The organism is Paludisphaera rhizosphaerae (assembly GCF_011065895.1).
GTDB classification, from domain to species: Bacteria; Planctomycetota; Planctomycetia; order Isosphaerales; family Isosphaeraceae; genus Paludisphaera; species Paludisphaera rhizosphaerae.
Genome location: NZ_JAALCR010000004.1, coordinates 158,280 through 172,216, shown reverse-complemented (window position 1 = coordinate 172,216; position 13,937 = coordinate 158,280). Strand labels below are relative to the sequence as shown.

Annotated in this window: 14 protein-coding genes; all 14 read right to left on the bottom strand. The window is 64.8% G+C overall.

What is annotated here, in order from left to right; all coding sequences use genetic code 11:
• Positions 1–146 precede the first annotated feature (146 nt).
• The 14 genes from G5C50_RS06840 to G5C50_RS06775 all read right to left on the bottom strand — a co-directional run bounded on the left by G5C50_RS06840 (position 147) and on the right by G5C50_RS06775 (position 13,875).
• On the bottom strand, positions 147–1,370 hold the full coding sequence (locus tag G5C50_RS06840) for a glycosyltransferase (protein WP_165066884.1): 1,224 nt from the start codon (positions 1,368–1,370) through the stop codon (positions 147–149).
• Positions 1,363–2,496 carry a glycosyltransferase family 2 protein gene (locus G5C50_RS06835; protein WP_407673497.1) on the bottom strand — a complete coding sequence of 378 codons (1,134 nt, stop codon included), beginning with the start codon at positions 2,494–2,496 and terminating at the stop codon, positions 1,363–1,365. The genes G5C50_RS06840 and G5C50_RS06835 overlap by 8 nt, the downstream gene beginning before the upstream one ends.
• Before the next feature lie 212 nt (positions 2,497–2,708).
• A complete protein-coding gene (locus G5C50_RS06830; protein ID WP_165066879.1) occupies positions 2,709–3,455 on the bottom strand; it encodes a class I SAM-dependent methyltransferase in 747 nt (248 codons plus the stop codon).
• Positions 3,452–4,756, bottom strand: coding sequence for an ArnT family glycosyltransferase (locus G5C50_RS06825; RefSeq protein ID WP_165066876.1), 1,305 nt, complete (start codon positions 4,754–4,756; stop codon positions 3,452–3,454). The genes G5C50_RS06830 and G5C50_RS06825 overlap by 4 nt, the downstream gene beginning before the upstream one ends.
• Before the next feature lie 75 nt (positions 4,757–4,831).
• Entirely contained in the window at positions 4,832–5,674 is an 843-nt protein-coding gene (locus G5C50_RS06820) for a phytanoyl-CoA dioxygenase family protein (RefSeq protein ID WP_165066873.1), read from the bottom strand.
• Positions 5,675–5,751: 77 nt separating this feature from the next.
• Positions 5,752–6,423, bottom strand: a complete 672-nt coding sequence (locus G5C50_RS06815) for a hypothetical protein (RefSeq protein ID WP_206107606.1) — start codon at positions 6,421–6,423, stop codon at positions 5,752–5,754.
• A gap of 77 nt (positions 6,424–6,500) precedes the next feature.
• The gene (locus G5C50_RS06810) at positions 6,501–7,676 is read right to left on the bottom strand and encodes a class-II aminoacyl-tRNA synthetase family protein (protein ID WP_165066867.1); all 1,176 of its coding nucleotides are present in this window, start codon (positions 7,674–7,676) and stop codon (positions 6,501–6,503) included.
• Positions 7,673–7,912 (bottom strand): acyl carrier protein, encoded by a 240-nt coding sequence (locus G5C50_RS06805; protein ID WP_165066864.1) that lies wholly within the window; start codon positions 7,910–7,912, stop codon positions 7,673–7,675. The genes G5C50_RS06810 and G5C50_RS06805 overlap by 4 nt, the downstream gene beginning before the upstream one ends.
• A gap of 52 nt (positions 7,913–7,964) precedes the next feature.
• Complete coding sequence (locus tag G5C50_RS33085) at positions 7,965–8,723, bottom strand: acyltransferase (RefSeq protein WP_165066861.1); 759 nt, start codon at positions 8,721–8,723, stop codon at positions 7,965–7,967.
• 17 nt (positions 8,724–8,740) lie between these two features.
• Positions 8,741–9,787 (bottom strand): endonuclease/exonuclease/phosphatase family protein, encoded by a 1,047-nt coding sequence (locus tag G5C50_RS06795; protein ID WP_165066858.1) that lies wholly within the window; start codon positions 9,785–9,787, stop codon positions 8,741–8,743.
• The gene (gene wecB / locus G5C50_RS06790; RefSeq protein ID WP_165066855.1) at positions 9,777–10,868 is read right to left on the bottom strand and encodes a non-hydrolyzing UDP-N-acetylglucosamine 2-epimerase; all 1,092 of its coding nucleotides are present in this window, start codon (positions 10,866–10,868) and stop codon (positions 9,777–9,779) included. The genes G5C50_RS06795 and wecB overlap by 11 nt, the downstream gene beginning before the upstream one ends.
• Entirely contained in the window at positions 10,865–11,830 is a 966-nt protein-coding gene (locus G5C50_RS06785) for a glycosyltransferase family 2 protein (protein ID WP_165066852.1), read from the bottom strand. Before G5C50_RS06785 ends, wecB begins: the two co-directional genes overlap by 4 nt.
• The gene (locus tag G5C50_RS06780; RefSeq protein WP_165066849.1) at positions 11,815–13,002 is read right to left on the bottom strand and encodes a glycosyltransferase family 4 protein; all 1,188 of its coding nucleotides are present in this window, start codon (positions 13,000–13,002) and stop codon (positions 11,815–11,817) included. The genes G5C50_RS06785 and G5C50_RS06780 overlap by 16 nt, the downstream gene beginning before the upstream one ends.
• The gene (locus G5C50_RS06775) at positions 13,003–13,875 is read right to left on the bottom strand and encodes a class I SAM-dependent methyltransferase (RefSeq protein ID WP_165066846.1); all 873 of its coding nucleotides are present in this window, start codon (positions 13,873–13,875) and stop codon (positions 13,003–13,005) included.
• Positions 13,876–13,937 lie beyond the last annotated feature (62 nt).

Here is a 13,937-nt window from a genome sequence, read left to right as displayed (position 1 = left end):
ATTCGTCAGCCCCTGCGCGATCCGGCTGATGTTGCGACCACAGTCCGGACACCCCCCGGCCGGCGCGTCCGACGCAATCTCGCGCCGACAGTTCGGGCAGCAGAGCCGTACCTCATCCTGCCAGGCCTGTTCCGCAAGTAGAGGCGTCAACTCCCGAGGTCTCCCAGGCCTGATCGAGTTCGGCGATAGGCGAGGCGGGTCGGTGCCGAGGTCCGGTCCGTGTGGGCAAGATCGACGTAGATACGCTCATAAGTCTGGATCATTCGACTCAAGCTGTAGTCGGCCTCGACTCGCCGTCTGCCGCACTCGCCCAATTCGAGTGCAACCGTAGGTTCGACGATGAGGTTGGCAAGGGCTTGAGCGAAGGCAGCTTCATTACCGTTGTCGACCAAGACGCCGGACCGGCCGTCGTCGATCAGTTCCGGCAGTCCACCAACCCGCGTCGCCACCACCGGCAGTCCCGCCGCCCAGGCTTCGAGAACCGCCAGGGGCATCCCTTCGGAACGGCTCGACAGGCCGAACACGTCCATCGCCGCCAGGAATTCCTCGGGTCGCGGTTGATAGCCGGTGAAGTGGACGCGGCCAGCGATGTCCAGGCTCTCAGCCAGCTGCCGCAGTTCTGCGCCTTGAGGCCCGTCGCCGACAATCAGCAGGTGCGCCTCCGAAACGTGACCGAGCAGACGGCCGAAGGCGCGGATCAGGACATCCTGACGTTTGACCTCGTCGAGTCGTCCGACGGTGCCGACGACTGGGACTCCCGCGGGAATCCCGAGCGACGCGCGACAATCGGCTCGAGTCGTCCTGCCTCGGAATCGCGATAAGTCGATCCCGTTGGGCACAACCATGATCTTGCGGGCTGGAACGATCCGCCGCTCCAGCAACTCGTCCGCGATATCCTTCGATACACAGCAATAGCGCGTCGCGAAGCACCCGGCCAGTCGACCTAACCAACGCCGCCGCGGGATGTCGTCGCCCGCTTTCCCGTGCTCCGTGTGGACGATGGGCACGCCGGCCACCGGACCGGAGTAGAAGAGGGCCCCGACCTGGTGAGTGTGCACGACGTCCGGCTGTAACTCTGCGATCGCGTTCCGGAGTCTGCCGAACGTCTCGGGCCGAATTCCCGGCCGTTTATCGACGCAGACGACGCGCGTCCCCAGCGCCTCGGCCTCCGCCGCAAGACGCCCCGGGCGCTCTAGGCAGATCACGCCGGTTCTCTGCCCAGATACCTGGTGCTCGCGCACGAGGTCGAGGGCCAGGCGTTCGAGGCCGCCGAGTTCGAGCGACAGCACTATATGCGCAATCGAAAGAGCACGAGGTTTCAGAGCGGCCCCTGCGCCGAAGTCAAAAGTCTGGGCGCGGGATTTACCCATCCTTCTGCCCCCGACGCAGGGTGAGCACACTTAAGAAGAAGCTCGCGAAAATCGTCTGCAAGCCGAGCATAAGTAGCACGACCGCAGGTATGACTTGCCGCATCGTCACCCTGGGGTCTAGGGTTCCGAATCCCACGGATTTCCAGTCCCACGCCGCAAGCCCGAGGAGCGTCAGACCGGCCAGGGATGTGAGTAGACCGGCCGCCACGCCGAACTCGAGGTTGATCTCTCTTGGAACCTGGCTCAGCAGGGTCGAGGGATGCAGTCCTTCGGTTACGGCGAAGATCTTGGTGAACAGGGCGAAGACGATGAGCTGAAAGCCGACGAGGGAGATGAACCCAGCGACTAGCATTGTATGGACGTCCAACGCCGCCGGGCCGACCCAGACCGGCCCCATCCACAGGGCCAGCATTGCGACAAGGCCGAGGAGTAATAGTGCTGCGCCCGGAATGAGGAACAACCAACGAGGACTGAACAGGAGCATGAAGCGCAGATGCCTCCAGCCGTCGCGCCAACTCCTCAGATGAGGGGGGCGCGAGCGGCCGTCGGGGTGCAGCACGGTCGGCACCTCGGCGATCCTCATCCTCAACAGCGTCCCTTTGATGACCATCTCGCTGGCGAATTCCATCCCAGTGGTCTGAAGCTGCATTCGCTCATAGGCCTCCTTGCTGAACCCGCGAAGGCCACAGTGAAAGTCGCCGACCGGGCAGTGGAAGAAGAGGCGGCCGAGGCTCGATAGCACCGGGTTGCCGATCCACTTGTGCTTCCACGGCATGGCGCCGGGCATGATGCCGCCCCGGAAGCGGTTGCCCATCACGAGGTCGCAGCCGTCCCGAAGCCGTGTCACGAACGGGCCGATCGAGGTGAAGTCGTAACTGTCGTCGGAGTCGCCCATGATGACGAAACGCCCCCGCGACGCGACGATCCCGCCGCGCAAGGCATTGCCGTACCCCCTGGCAGCGATCGGCACGACCCTCGCGCCAAGCCGCCACGCGATCTCCTGTGAACCGTCGGTGCTCCCGTTGTCGGCGACCACGACCTCGCCGCGGCAACCCAACTCGTGGAACGCCCGATGCGCCTTCACGATGCAGGCACCCAGCGTCTCCGCCTCGTTCAAGCAGGGCATCACTACGGAGACCTCGGGTTTGACGTCATCGTCGGCGTCGGTCGGCGGCTCGCGAAACGTGCGGAGGGGCTCGATCAGGCTCGGCATGGTCCGATCCTCCCAGCGAGTTGAGAACCTGGCGTCGCGATCGGTGGGGAAACTATCCAGGGACGAAGTCAGCGTTGAGGGCGCCGCCGCCTGGGACGCCTCGCAAGTTGGATGCGTCAGTCGCCTCAGGCCTTCCGGCAGACGGCGACCAGTGAGAGTCCGAAGGGCGGTTTGATCCAGGCCTCGGCGAGTCGCACGAACGGCAGGAGCCGGTTCATAACCGCGAATTGACCATTACCGTGGATCGTCCGCTTCAGGAGGCGATGATGAACCCACCAGCCCGCCGCACCGACGGCGTTGAAGTAATGCATCCGGATCTCGCCCAGCCCAGTGTGGCCGAGGATTGTCCTAAGGTACGACTTGCTGTAGCGCCGGTAGTGGCCATCGAGTTTGTCGTAAGGGCCGTAGAGTGCCAGGTGGGCCGGAACCAACAGCGCGAGGACGCCGTTTGGAGCGAGAAGCCGCTCCATCATCTGCAGGGCGGCGACGTCGTCGCGGACGTGTTCCAGGACGTTCATGCAGATCAGGGTGTCGAACTCCTGGGCCTCGAGTTCCGCGAGGACCGAGCCGTCGAGGTTGCCAACGTCCGCCAGGAGGAACCGGCATTCGGGCCGGTCGCGGAACCGATCCGAGGCGTAGGCTAGCACGTCCTCCTCGACGTCGACGCCGACAATCTGGTCGCGCGGCCCGAGCAGGTCGATGATCCCGCCGACCCCGCAGCCGATTTCCAGGATCCGGCGGCCCAGATAAGGACGGAATTGCTGGACCTGCCACGCCGCGTAGGGCCGATTGACGCGGTCGAACAAGACGTAGCGATCTAGCCGGGTCCCGATTGGGTCGTTGTATCGATCGACCTGGGACATCACGTTCATGGCGTGCGGATCTCCTGCAAACCGCCATCAAAGGCTAGGGTAGGAGTCGCCCAGGGGTCGGCAGGCCGGTTCTCAGCGCCCTTGGACCTTCGTCCGTCGAGGGCGCGCCGTTCTGATGCCATCAGGTAAGCGAGAGCCTGGGCGGCGAAAATCAAACAGATCGGCTCAATCGAGTGCCGGTATCGCGCCTCGCCCCAGAAGATCAGATTCAAGACTACGTTGTTGACGATCACTAGATGGAGCAGCCAACCAGGCCGCCCCCCCCGGAGGAGACCGACCAGGGTGGGCAGGAAGGCCAGGACGAACAAGATCAGCACAGGGCCCCATGATAAGAGCATGCTGATTCGCTGGTATCTCGGCGTGCTCGATTGGAGGAATGGGGTCCAGGCCCGGACGGTCTTGGCGCGTGCTAAATACCACCATCGGTCGGGATTGTCGCGGAGCCACTGCAACGCCAATCGCTTCGCACGACGATCTCTCTCGACCTCGTCGCCAGCGGTCTGCAGGGCCTGTCGGTACTCGGGGATATACGAATCCCAGATGGAATACCCGTAGTATCTTGGGTCGGTGGCGACGATTCTATTGTTGCCCTGCAGCAGGCCAGAACCGCTCAGAGTCGAGATCGGAATGAAGGCTCCGAAGATGAGATAATTGCGGACGATCCAGGGGCTCATCGTCGCCAGGCAAGCGACGGGGATCAGCAGGCCCTCGACCCACGCCCGCCTGTCCTGACGGAACTGCCACAGAACCCAGAACCCGATTAGGGGCGCCATTAACGCCGCATGGGGACGCGTCAGGATCGCGACGCCCAGCAGGATTCCCGCGGCGACGGCCTGGTCCCATGCCGGGCATTCGGCGAATCTGAGGCACATGGCCAGGGCAGCGAGAAACCAGAACGTACCGAGGGGCTCGGAAAGCAACTGGGTCGAGAACAGAAGGGCGGTCGGATAGATGGCGTAGCCCGCCGCCGCAAGCAGGCCGACGCTCGGGGAGAAAACGCGTCGGCCGATGTCGTACACCAAGAGGATCGTCAGCGCCGAGGCCAGGCAGTGAAGCAGTCGAACCGCGTCATAGCGATGCCCGACGACCCCGTAAATCGCCGCCCAGGCCAGGGACGTTCCGGGAGGCCGGAAAGCCGTCAAGTGGTCCCGATCCGCGACATCGGCGCTCATGCCGCGGTAGCCCCGGCCCTGGGCGACGCTCCAGGCATAGGTGTCGTATTCCTGCTGGTCCGTGCCCGGCTCGGGGGCAGCGCTCAGCCCCAGGGATGCGGCCAGCCCGACTCGCAAGGCCAGCCCCAAGGCTAGAAGGCTCCCGAGACACCAGCAGCGCTGACGATCTGTCATGGTGTAAGTGCTGAGCGAGTGAAACGAAGGTTAGCGCAGTGACGTGATGGACGAGCTTTTGCGGAACCGGTGGATGAGGCGGCGGCTCGCCGCGCGGAGCGAGCTGTAGGCGTGTCGTTCCTCGGCGTTCTTATCGACCCGCTGGTCGAAGTAGGAAACGCCCTCCTCCTCGATCCCAAAGAGTTGCCGGCGGAGCCGGGTCGTCGCCAACCTGTCGAGGTCGGAGGGGACCGCGTTGGCGTAATTCTTGAGCCAGAAATGCGAGTAGGCGTAGATCAGCGACTTCCGGTCCAGGTGGCTGTCATTGTCGAGGGCCATGTGCAAGAGGTGCGTGTTGAACAGGACGGCGTCTCCCGCCCTGGGGACGATCTTCACCACCGCCGGTGATCGGTCGATATCCTTGATCTGCGGCCGGGGAAAATCCACCGGCAGGCGGTGGGTGCCCGGCAGGAATGCGAGGCATCCCTGGTCGGGCCGCAGATCCTCGAAGTAGAAGTGCACCTTGACAAAGAAATGCAGGCTGTTGGCCAGATCGATCCCAAGGACGTCGACCAGATCGCTGTGCCAGGCCGCAGTGAACGTCTTGCCCGGAGGAAAGACTCGGGCGTGCGTGTGGTTGAGCTGGATGTCTGGACCGACGGCTTCCAGAAGGATCGGAATGACGGTCGGCAGGTCCACAAGGTCGACGAAGCAGTCGTCGACGTCGAGGATGTTCGGGATGTCGAAGAAGCCCAGCCCATTCCTTCCTCGCTCGCGGCCCGCGGCGACGTCGAAGGCGCTGCGCAGGCGGCTCACCAATCCGGGTGGGATCACTCCGGGGAGGTGAAGGAACCCCTGGTTCTCATATTGAAGCTGCTGGTCGATGGTCATCATGCGAGTCCTCGGTGCGCGCAGGAGAGGGGAGGAGACGTGGCGAAGCGAGGGGAGTGCGAGCCGACGGCCGCCTCGGCTCACTCGACGGCGGCGCAGGACCGCCGAATCTTCATGACTATGAAATGGGCGATCGACCGCTCGAGGCCGAACCACCAGTCGACATGAAAGCCGGCCGCCTCCGCGAGCCGGTGGTAAGTTCGGGCCATTTCGTCAAAGCCGACGTCATCCGGGGTCGAAGTGCCGTAGAATTCCCGTCGACGCCGCAGGTGGACCTCATTGAAGAGGTGCGGCGCTCGCCTCCGGGACAGTGGCGTGGGCCTCGTCACCACGCTCAAGGCCAGGACGGCCTCGTCGGCCGCAACTTCGAACACGCCGGGGAACAGGTCGAAGTGCTCGCAATACTTGTGGTCGTTATAGTCGGCCATGGGATTGTCGAAGATGATGAAGTCGTATCGGGATTGAGTCCGATGGAGTTGGGCGATCGAGTCGGTGATGAGGATCTTGGCTGTCGGCGCCTTGCGCCGGAGGATGGGCTCGCACGCGGGGTCGATCTCCCAGATTTCCAGGGAGGCCACCCGGGCGGCGTAATCGAGGATGTGGTTGTCGCCCGTGCCCCCGAAGGCTTCCAGTGTGACCAAATCCTTCACGACGACCCCTCGCCGTTCCAATTCGGCAAGCGTCCGACGCATGGGGGTCAAGCCCAGGGTCCGTCGGGCCGTCCAGTACGCGGATCGCATAGTCCCGACCATGCTTTCCCTCGCATTCGCTGTCGGGCGTGCGAACGAGTCGCCCATCGGACCGTCCGATGAACGACCTCCGCACAGGGTTATTGGAACTCGCGAGCGGAGCGGACGACCTCGGGCCAGCGTCTGGCGTCGACACCGTGTTGCGTCAGAAATGCGTGCACCCAGCGTTCCAGGCCGAAGGCGACGCAGACGCTGTGCATCAGCCCGCCGTCGTCGAGTCTCACGTCGAACGCCCGGCCGAAGAAGTCGGTGTGGTAGTTGTGCGACCCAACGGCCAGGCGAGCGTCGTCGGGGAGCATCAAGGAGATCTCGAACTTCGTTTCCGAACTGAGTTGAAAGTAGGCCTTGGCGACCGCCTCCGGAGCGATGAAGAAGGGGTCGCTCGCTGTGCGGATCTCGCCGGCCAATCGATGCTCCTCCAGGAACCGACCCATCCGCTCAATCGACTGCTCGCGTAGCGCCAGGACCTGCTCCCGTCCACCGAGGAAGACGACCTCTCGCATCGTGAAATCCCAGAGCCGGCGGAGGTCGGACAGGTTGCTGGACTCGTACCGGAAGCACTTCCCGCTGACCCCGTAGGTCAAGCCTCCGGACGGGACGACTCGCCCGGAGTTCAGGTGGTAGACGTGGTAGCAGACGGCCGGTGAGAGGCACGCCTCGGGGGTCTCCAGGTCGGCCAGGGCCCGATCGTCGAGATCCTGGCGATCGTAGTGCCGGGCCCGGAAGTCCTCGACGCGAGCCGGGTCTTCGGGCAGGTGGCAGGCGAAGGTGACGACATTCGGGAACGACCGGAAGTAGTCGCACTTGGCCAACGCCCCGGTTGGGATCAGGGTCGGGGTCAGGACCGGCCGCGCGTCCCAGGCCCGCCCGAACTCCTCGAAGACGCGGTCGAAGTAGCGGAAAAGCTGAAGCGTCAGCCCTTCCAAAGCGACCTGTCCGGGACCGAGTCGATGGAGCCCCGGTACTTCACCGTCGCCCAGGAAGGTCGGGCGTTCAGCCGCTGAACTCCGATAGGCGACGCGGCGTTGGAGGCCGCGAAGGCCCCGTTGCACGCGCCGGGCCAATTCTTCGACGCCGCGCCCCAACGCGTCCGCCGAATCAGTCGGGGCGTCGAACTCCAGCATCGTCCCGCCCGGATCGAAACACGGGTCGGCGATCTCCTTGGATAGATAGGCGACCTGCTTAAGGATCTCCTCCTGAGCCATCTCATGTGCGGGCGTCGCCAGTCGGATTGCGGCACGAATCTTGGTCGTCATGCGGCCTGCTCCTGCTGGAGGCCGACGACCAACCCGAGCAGGGCACGCGCCGTCCTCGCTTTCATGAACTGGTCGTCCGGGATGCTCACGCCGCAGGCCGACTCCAACTCCAGGAGCAGTTCGAGAGCCTGGATCGACGGGAATCCGGCTTCATAGATGTCCTCCTCAAGGCCGATGCTCTCAAGCTTTCCGACCCGGAGAAGCGTCGCGGTGATCTCGTCCAGCGCAGTGGCCATCGGCACGGCTTCTCCTCCTCGAAAGGGAATAGATAAATCCGATTCGGACCGCTCATGTGCGGGCGACGCCGAGCCGACCGTTAGCGGCCGCCTCGGGCCTGGAGACCACGGCCCGCGGCAGGGAAACGATCTGCCTCGCCGGATTCCCTGCGACGATGGTGTTCGGCGGTACGTCGGTCAGGACGACCGACCCGGCCGAGACGACACATCCGTCACCCAGGCTTACTCCGGGATGGATCATTGCGCAGCTGCCGATCCAGACGTCGTTGCCGAGCGTGATCGGTCGCACGTCCGCGTCGTCCGCCGGCAACCCGGCCGCGCGGCGGCCGGCGTCAGAGGGATGGCCGCTTGAGTCGAACATCCAGACGCTGGATGACAGGTGACAGCGGCGTCCGATGGTGATCCGTTTCCCGACCGTGAACCTGCAACCGTGCCCGATCTCCGTCAGATCGCCGATCTCCAGAGTGGGACTCTCGCAATAACGCGCAGCGAAGCTGAAAGCGCACTTCCCGTCGACCAGAACGCCGTCCCCGACGATGATCTGACCTGGCCCCTGGATCCAGTGGATATAAACCCCCGTCCGCACTCCTCGGCCGCATCGACGACAGGAAGCCTTGAAAAAGGGCTCGCAGACGAACACTCTCACGGCGAAGTAGTAGGCGGCACGAAGCGCCAGGAAGGTCCAGACTATTGGGAGCACGAGGGGTCGCGGGGCGGGCAAGGTGAAGTCAAGCACCCGCTGGCGGATCGACCGGGCCGCCCGCGCCGCGGGGTGCCCCGACATGGCGACGAACCGATACACGCTCACCATCGCCGCTCCTCCCGGATTCACTCGACGCCTCCGACCCAGTCGATATCCGCGATCAAGGGCCTGTGGTCCGATCCTACGTCGGGGCCGACCCAGCAGCGGCGGACTCTCCAGCCCGGCCCGGCCAGGATGTGATCGATCCGCACACCGAACCAGCGAGTAAATTTCGTGTGGCCGAATCCCAGGCCGGCGGCCAAAAAGGCGTCCGTGTATCGCGACCAGAGCCGCCTGAAGATGACGCTCTCGCCGGGCATGTTGAAGTCGCCGGCCAGCAGCACCGCCCCGCCGTCGGATGGCGCTATCCAATCGCTCATGACCCGCGATTCGGCGTGGCGCTGGGCTGTGACTTCGTCGAGTTCCGGGACGCCGGCGAGGGCTCCGAGTCGCCGATTTACCACGGCCGCCAGTCCCTCTCGCGGCGTCTCCAAATGGAGATTGTAGAAAGCAACACGGCCGGCGGGCGTGACCAGGTCGACCCTGGTGACAGCCCCGTCGACCCCCGGGACGACGTTCGCCATCTGTTTGGGCGACTCGATCGGGTAACGACTTCCCACGCAAAGCCCGTCGCTCGTGGAAACGTGCCAGTCGGTCCTCCAATCGCGGCCGGCCTCCGGGAATCCGGTCTGCTCCTGGAGGGCAACCACGTCCGGCGTTGTGTCGCCTATCAGGGCGGCCAGACGATCGGTATCGACCCCTCCGCCCTGAGTGTTCAGCGAGAGCACCCGTACCGCGAACTGCGACGGCCTGCGATCAAGCCAGAACCGCCACGGGATGCAGAGGCCCATCACCGGAACGGCGACAACGACCGCGGCGCTTCCCAATTGCCAGAGCAGGCCCCACCGCCGCGCGACGACCGCTGCGGGGACGAGGGCCGCCAGCGGCAGGGCCCAGAGCCAGCGAGGGCCATAGAGGAACAGGGTCGCCGGCCACCAGCGGTCGCCAAGCGTCGCCACGACGAGCCATAATCCAAGCGTCGCCACGAGGTAGCCCCGGCAGGCCCAGGATAACGCCCGGATGACCAACCTCCACCTCTTCGACTCCAGCCCCGCCTGACGCTCAAAGAACATGGGCCGAGTCCGCCGTCAGGACGTCGACGATGCGCCCGGCTGCCTGTCCGTCCCATAGTTCGGGGATGCGTTCCTGGCGAAGCGGCCGCTCCAGGGCGTCCAATCCCGCGGCGACAATCCGCTTGGGCTCGAGCCCGGCCAAGACATTGGTGCCCTGTTCGACGGTCACTGGTCGCTCGGTGTTCTCTCTCAGCGTGACACACGCGACGCCGAGCACCGTCGTCTCTTCTTGAATTCCACCCGAGTCGGTCAGCACTAATCGAGCGTTCGCAAGGAGCTTCATGAAGTCGAGATAGCCCAGCGGTTCGGTCAGGATCAGGTTGTGGTTCGACGTGGCTCGAGTGCCGTCCAGGACGGCTCGGGTCCTCGGATGGACCGGAAAGACGATCGGCAGCGCCTGGCCGAGCCTCTCGATGGCCTCCATGAGCCCGCGGAAGACGTTCGGATTCTCGACATTGGCCGGCCGGTGGAGCGTCAGGACGGCATAGGGGCGGCTCGACAGGCCCAGGTCGGCCAGGATCGGCGACCCCTCGCTGCGGCGGCGGCAGGCCAGCAGGGTATCGATCATCACGTTGCCGACCAGAACGACCTGCTCGCCTGATATCCCCTCCCGACGCAAGTTCTCGACTCCGCTACGTTCCGAGACGAAGAGGAAGCGGCTGATCGCATCAGTCAGAATTCGGTTGATCTCCTCGGGCATCGTTCGGTCGAAGCTGCGCAACCCGGCTTCGACGTGGGCCACCGGTATGCCCAGCTTGACCGCCGCCAGCGCGGCGGCGAGCGTCGAGTTGACGTCTCCGACGACCATAACGACGTCGGGCTTCCAGTCGACCAGGACCGGCTCGATCCGCTTCAGAACCTCGGCCGTCTGGCTCGCATGCGTGCCCGAGCCAACGCCGAGGTCGACGTCGGGACTCGGGATGTTCAGTTCCTCGAAGAAGAGGCGCGACATCCGCTGGTCGTAGTGCTGGCCGGTGTGGATCAAGAAGGGCTCAACGGCGGGCCGTCGGGCCAATTCCCACATCAACGGCGCCACTTTCATGAAATTCGGCCGCGTGCCAGCAACGACGATGACTTTCATGGGCGGGCCGCCTCGTTCGCGTGGGGCCTGGACGAAAACTCCCGCCAGGGCGGCAGCGGCGGCGCGCCGCCCGATGCCAGAGCCCGCCGGAACTCGACGGCGAGAAACTTCCATCTCATGAAGGGCTCGCTCGTGCGCTGATCGTCCAGGGCCCTGGGCCAACGCCCGATCGAGCGGCACATGAAGCGCAGGGCAGCCCAGCTGTTACCTTCGAGGCGGTAGCTGTGCGCCGTGTCGTAGTAGAGATAACTGTAGGCCAACCCCCGCTGACGGTTCGCTTCAGGGTGCTCGGCGAAGAACTTTCGGAGGACCCTCTCGTAGTTGAGGTACATCCGTGCGGAGTGCCGGCTCATCTGATCGGGGTGCCGCTCGTAGTACCAGCAGGGGCAATCGACCTGGATCGCCGCGTGGCGGGACGCCACACGCAGCCACATGTCGCGGTCCTCGATCGAGCTGAGGGCCTCGTCGAAGTAGCCGACCTCGTCGAAGCAAGTCCGCCGAACCAGTGCCGAGGAAGGTCCGATCGGCGCTGAAAGCAGGAACTCGCGGACGCCTAGCTGCCGGACGACAGGATTCGGCGGCAGGTGCTCCGGCATGGTGGAGTAGTATTTAGGGGATCCGATCAGGGCGACGTCGCTCCTGCCGGCTGCCACGTTGAGTTGCACCTCGGTCTTACGGGGATGCCAAACGTCATCCGCGTCGAGGAAGGCCACCCATTCACCCCTGGCGAGCCGGATCCCGGCGTTCCGCGCTGCAGACAACCCCCGATTTTCCTGATAGAAATACCGGATCCGGTCTCGGTAAGGCGCGAGCCGCTCGGCGGTGCCGTCAGTGCTGCCGTCGTCGACAACGATGACTTCGATCTCGCGGTAGGTCTGCGCGAGCGCGCTCTCGACGGCGCGGCTCACCAGGTGGCCGTAGTTGTACGCCGGGATCACGCACGACACTAGCTGGCTCGACATCGCCATTGCTCCAGGGCCTGCTCGTAGACCCTGAGGGTCCCGCGGGCCATCTGCTCGACGGTGAAGCGCGTCTCGACCCGACGGCGGCCGGCCTCGCCGAGCCGGCAGCGCAGCGATTCGTCGGTCAGCAGATTGACGATCGCCGCCGCGAGGCGTTCGGGATCCTCTGGAGGAACCAGCAGGCCCGAGCGGCCGTCCTCAACGATCTCCGGGATGCCGCCCGTGGCGGTGCCAAGCACAGGCGTCCCCCATCGCATGGCCTCCAGGAAGATGAGCCCGAAGGACTCGTATAGCGAGGGCGCGACGAAGAGATCCGCCCGCTGGAGCCGGCGGTCGACCTCGTCGTCGGAGAGCTCGCCCGTCAGCTCGATCCGCGCCCTCGCCTCGGCGGGCAGTTCCTGGGCGATGTACTGGGCATGGGTCCTCCCACCGGGGCAGTGCGGCCGGTCGGCGCCGATGAGGACGAACGAGGCCTCGGGCACCCGGCGGATCACCTCGGGGATGGCCCGGATCAGGTCGAGCGTTCCCTTACGTCGCTCCATCCGACCTAGGTAGACCACCGTTAGGCCGGGGCCCGCCCGCGGCGGCCGACGGAACTTGGGGTCGACCGCGATCCCGTGCGGTACGACCGCGATCCTTTCCTCATCAATCCGTAGCTCTTGCGCGGACTTGCGGCGCTGGGCCAGGGAGTGGGTCACGAGAGCGTCGGCCGCGAGGGAAAGCCAGCGCTCTCGCCGCGAATCCCAGCGCGCGGCTCGCTGTGCAGTGAGGCCGTCGATTTCGCTGCTCGTCAGGGATGACGTATGGAGCCTGACGACGACAGGGACAGGCCGACGGACCACGAACCCGAGGCCGTCTCCCCCCCAGTTGGGGAACTCCACCACGTCCGCTCGATAGCGACGGGCCCGACTCCTCATCGAGGACCTGAGCCTCATGCAGGCACCCGCGCCCGGCACCACCCGATCGAGGATCGGCAGATAGCCGGCTGGGACCGCCTCGACCTGGACCGCCCCGTCACTAAGATGCGACCTCGGCGAACCGTCGACATGCGTTACGACCTGGACCCTCTGCCCTAGGTCGGCGAGCGCATGGGCCAGGTGCTTCGTGTAAGTGCCGATCCCCCCGGGCCCATTCAGGGTAGGATAATTTGTCGAATATATTAGGATATTCATCTAAGATTTCAGCCGGATCAGGAATTCCATCTGTGATCCGAGGCGGGTTCCCAACGGAGTCCAGGCGAGCGTGCGGAGAGGCAGCGATAGGAGTTTCAGAGCTCTTGCCCGTCCTTCGTCCTCTTGGTGAGATCGTCGGAATCCGATGAGTTCGAAGCCGGCGCTCTCGAAGCAGTCGAGCGCGGTGGCTCTCGTGAACTCCCAGATATGGCCGGGGATATAGCACGTCGCCCACAGCCAGGGCCGCCGGGCCAGCTTCGCGATCAAGTGGAGGTATCTCGACTCGATGGAGTTGATATCCGGGAAGGAGATGAGAGCGATCCCGCCGGGCTTCAGTAGCATCCCGGCCCTTAGTAGAAAGTCCCTCGGGTGGAGTGTGTGCTCCAGTACGTCCGTCAGCGTGATCACATTGAACGACTCGGGGCTCAGGCCGCATCGATCCAGGGGCCCGTCGTGGATTGTGACTCCGTAGTGGCTGCGCCCCCAGGCCGCGCTCTCTTCGTTGATCTCGACTCCTTCAGCCTGGAAGCCGCGGTCGGCCATCATCCTCACTAAAAGCCCGGTCGCGCAGCCGATGTCGAGGAATCGACCTCCGTTTGTATGCCGCATGATCCAGTCGGCATACCGCCGATACTTCCTTCCGAAGGCGTATTCCGCCCCGCCTTCTCGTTGCAGCTCTCGGTGGTATTCCCCGCAATAGTAGGCCGCCAGGAACTCTTCCGTCGGCCTCGGATCGGTGTAATGAAGGCCGCACCTCCGGCATCGGGCCAGCTCGAATCGCTCGCCTCGCGACTCGACGGCGTGAAGGCGAGTCGCCTTCGGCGAACCGCACATTGGGCAGACCTGCCTCAGCGTCGTGGCTTCGACCGACATGATTGCTTCGCCCTCGACACATTCCGATCGCCGCTTATCCCCGCCTCGCGCTTCAGGTGAGG